Source organism: Mycobacterium sp. (assembly GCF_036488105.1).
Classification (GTDB): domain Bacteria; phylum Actinomycetota; class Actinomycetes; order Mycobacteriales; family Mycobacteriaceae; genus Mycobacterium.
In genome coordinates, this window is record NZ_DASXHW010000356.1 from 1 (window position 1) to 3,882 (window position 3,882).

Below are 3,882 nucleotides of genomic sequence, written 5' to 3' on the forward strand. Positions count from 1 at the left end.
GCTCTCCTCGAAGGTGGTCACCGGTTCCAGCCAGTGCCGCAGCGTGCCGCCCCAGCCCAGCAGCCCGCCGGAGAACACCGATCCGACCGCGAGCAGAATCATCGGCCAGGTCATCAACGCCGGCGCTTCATGCGGATGTGCTTCTGGCGCCCAACGCTTTTCACCAAAAAAGGTCAGCAGCATCACCCGGGTCATGTAGAACGCGGTGATTCCGGCGCCCAGCAGGGCAGCCCCGCCCAGGATCCAGCCGCCGACTCCTCCGGCTCCCAACGCGGCTTCGATGATGGCGTCTTTGGAGAAGAAGCCGGCGAACGGCGGCACACCGATGATCGCCAGGTAACCCAGGCCGAAGGTGGCAAAGGTCACCGGTAGCGCGCTGCGCAGACCGCCGTAGTGGCGCATGTCCTGTTCCTCGTGCATGGCGTGGATCACCGCGCCGGAGCCGAGGAACAGGCCGGCTTTGAAGAAGCCGTGGGTGAGCAGGTGCAGAATCGCGAACGCATAGCCCGCCGGCCCGAGGCCCGCGGCCAGCACCATGTAGCCGATCTGGCTCATCGTCGACGCCGCCAGCGCGCGCTTGATGTCGTCCTTGGCGCAGCCGATGATCGCCCCGAACATCAGCGTGACCGCTCCCACGATGATCACGCCGAGCCGGGCGTCGGGGGACAGGCTGTACAGCGGGTTGCATCGCACGATCAGATACACCCCGGCGGTCACCATCGTCGCGGCGTGGATCAACGCCGACACCGGGGTGGGGCCCTCCATGGCGTCACCGAGCCAGGCCTGCAGCGGAACCTGCGCCGACTTGGCGCAGGCGCCCGCCAGCAGCAGCAGCCCGATCCAGGTCAGTGCGCTGTGGCTGGCGCCGGCTGCCTGGCCGAACACTTGCGCGTAGGACAGCGTGCCGAAGTTGGCGAAGATCACGAAGATCGCCAGTGCCAGCCCGGCGTCGCCGACCCGGTTCATCACGAAGGCTTTCTTCGCCGCAGTGGCCGCGGTCGGCTTGTAGTACCAGAATCCGATCAGCAGGTAGGACGCCAGGCCCACGCCTTCCCAGCCGGCGTAGAGGACCACGAAGTTGTCGGCCACCACCAGCAGCAGCATCGCTGCGAGGAACAGGTTGAGATACGCGAAAAACCGTCGGCGGTCAGCATCTTCGGCCATATACGCGATCGAGTAGATGTGGATCAGCGACCCGACTCCGGTGATCAACAGCACGAAACAGATTGATAGCTGGTCGATCTGCATACCGAAGGCCACCTGCAGGCTGCCGACCGGTATCCAGGTGAACAAGTTCTGGACGATGGTCCGGGCGTCGCCGTGCCGGCTGAGCAGGTCGGACAGCAGTGCGAGGCCGACTCCGAACGAGGCCAGCGGCGTCGCGCAGCCCAGCAGGTGTCCCCACGCGTCGGTTCGCCGGCCACCGACCAGCAATATCGCGGCGCTGGCCGCGGGCAACGCGACAAGCAGCCAGATCAGATGTGTCATCGCCTCAGCCCTTGAGCAGGTTGGCGTCGTCGACCGAAGCCGATTTACGGGCACGGAAGATCGTCATGATGATGGCCAGTCCGACCACCACCTCGCAGGCGGCGACGACCATCGTGAAGAAGGCCACCATTTGGCCGTCGAGGTGACCGTGCATCCGGGCGAACGTGACGAAGGCGAGGTTGACCGCGTTGAGCATCAGCTCGACGCACATGAACATCACAATCGCGTTGCGCCGCAACAGGACACCGGCAGCACCGATGCTGAACAGCAGCACGGAGAGGTACAGGTAATTCTGCGGATTCATGACGCACCCCCACCCGTGATGCCGCCAGAACCGTTGGAGCCGTGACTGGCCGGCATGTCGCGATCCTGGACCGGACGCAACTCCAAGACCGCGGGCACCGACAACCGGGAGGGCGAGCCGTCGGGGAGCCGTGCGGGAGTGTCGACCGCGTTGTGCCGGGCAAACACACCGGGACCAGGAAGGGGGGTGGGGTGCCCGCCGGGCTGGAATCGCTCGACGGACATCTCGCGCTGAGTCTTGCGACGCTCGAAGCGCTCTCGGTGCGCCAGGATCATCGCGCCGATGGCTGCGGTGATCAGCAATGCGCTGGTCAACTCGAACGCCCACAGGTACTGGGAGAAGATCAGCGCCGCCAGACCCTGGACGTTGCCGCCGGCGTTGGCCTGCGTCAAACCGGCGTACCCCTGGGTGGCGACGCTGCCGATACCGGCGATGAGCACGATCCCGAACGCCAGACCGGCCACCACGGCGGCGACCCGCTGCCCGCGCAGGGTTTCCACCAGCGACTCCGCCGAGTCCACGCCGATCAGCATCAGGACGAACAAGAACAGCATCATTACCGCGCCGGTGTAGACCACGATCTGTACGACGCCGAGGAACAAGGCGCCTTCGATCATGTAGAACACCGCGAGGACGATCATCGTCAGCGCCAGTGACATCGCGCAGTAGACTGCGTTGGCGGCCATCACCACACCCAGCGCCCCGATCAGCGCCAGCGTGGCCAGTACCCAGAACGTCACCGCCTCACCGGTGGACGTGCGGGTGATCGCGTCAACGGCCAGCAGGGTCGTCACTTCGTGACGTCCGAAATCGGTAGTTGGCGCAGGCCATTGGCGGTGATGTTGCCGCGGTAGTAGTCGGCGTCGGTGGACCCTTCGGCCCTGGGGTGCGGCGCCGGTGTCATTCCCTCGAGCATCGGAGCCAGTAGGTTCTGCTTTTCGTAGATCAGGTCGGCCCGGTTGTCGTCGGCCATCTCGTAGTCGTTGGTCATCGTCAGCGCACGCGTCGGGCAGGCCTCGACGCACAACCCGCATCCGATGCAGCGCAGGTAGTTGATCTGGTAAACCCGGCCGTAGCGCTCGCCCGGCGAAAACCGTGCCTCGTCGGTGTTGTCCGCGCCTTCGACATAGATCGCGTCGGCCGGACACGACCACGCGCACAGTTCGCAGCCGATGCACTTCTCCAGGCCGTCGGCGTAGCGGTTGAGCTGATGACGGCCGTGATAGCGCGGCTTCACCGGGCCGGGGTGCTCCGGATAGCTCTCGGTGACGGGCCGTTTGAACATCGAGCCGAACGTGACGCCGAATCCGGCGAGCGAACTCAGGAATTTAGCCATGTGCAGCCTCCTTGCGCGTCGTCGCCGGCGACTGGCCGGGCAACGGCGGCGTGGGAAATGCCGGCTCGAAGGACGCATCCTCCACCGGCTCGTTGCGGCGCCGTCTGTTGCGAATCTGCCTGTTGCTGAACGGTCTTTGCAGCAAATAAAGCAGCACGACGGTGACGACGATGCTGGCGCCGACCAGCAGCGGCGTCCAGTGCGGGTAACCCTGGTCCCGCAGCGTGCGGATCGCCGCGGCGATCAGCGCCCAGATCAGCGACACCGGGATCAGCAGCTTCCACCCCAGCGCCATGAACTGGTCGTAGCGCAGCCGCGGCAGGGTGCCCCGCAGCCAGATGTAGAAGAACAAGAAGACCCACACCTTGGCGGTGAACCACAGCACCGGCCACCAGCCGCTGTTGGCCCCGGCCCACATGTTCAGCGGCCACGGCGCGTGCCAGCCGCCCATGAACAGCGTGGCGGCCAGCGCCGACACCGTGGTCATGTTGATGTATTCGGCGAGATAGAACAGCGCGAAGCTCAGCGACGAGTACTCGGTGTGGAAACCGGCAACCAGTTCGCCTTCGGCCTCGGGCAGGTCGAACGGCGCCCGGTTGGTCTCGCCGATCATCGAGACCAAGTACACCGTGAACGACGGCAACAGCAAGAAGATGTACCAGACCCGGTCCTGGGCCGACACAATCTGCGATGTGGACATCGTTCCGGCGAAGAGGAAGACGGTGGCGAACGACAGGCCCATCGCGACCTCGTA

At 65.4% G+C, this 3,882-nt stretch carries 5 protein-coding genes; all 5 read right to left on the reverse strand.

Annotated features, from left to right (window positions below):
- Positions 1 to 1,488: NADH-quinone oxidoreductase subunit L (gene nuoL, locus VGH54_RS18800; protein WP_331513585.1), on the reverse strand; the 1,488-nt coding region annotated here is incomplete at its 3' end.
- Between the two features lie 4 nt (positions 1,489 to 1,492).
- On the reverse strand, positions 1,493 to 1,792 hold the full coding sequence (gene nuoK, locus VGH54_RS18805) for an NADH-quinone oxidoreductase subunit NuoK (protein WP_331513586.1): 300 nt from the start codon (positions 1,790 to 1,792) through the stop codon (positions 1,493 to 1,495).
- On the reverse strand, positions 1,789 to 2,586 hold the full coding sequence (locus tag VGH54_RS18810) for an NADH-quinone oxidoreductase subunit J (RefSeq protein ID WP_331513587.1): 798 nt from the start codon (positions 2,584 to 2,586) through the stop codon (positions 1,789 to 1,791). The genes nuoK and VGH54_RS18810 overlap by 4 nt, the downstream gene beginning before the upstream one ends.
- On the reverse strand, positions 2,583 to 3,128 hold the full coding sequence (gene nuoI / locus VGH54_RS18815; RefSeq protein ID WP_331513588.1) for an NADH-quinone oxidoreductase subunit NuoI: 546 nt from the start codon (positions 3,126 to 3,128) through the stop codon (positions 2,583 to 2,585). The genes VGH54_RS18810 and nuoI overlap by 4 nt, the downstream gene beginning before the upstream one ends.
- On the reverse strand, positions 3,121 to 3,882 hold a 762-nt coding region (locus tag VGH54_RS18820; RefSeq protein WP_331513589.1), incomplete at its 5' end, for a complex I subunit 1/NuoH family protein. The genes nuoI and VGH54_RS18820, both read right to left, overlap by 8 nt.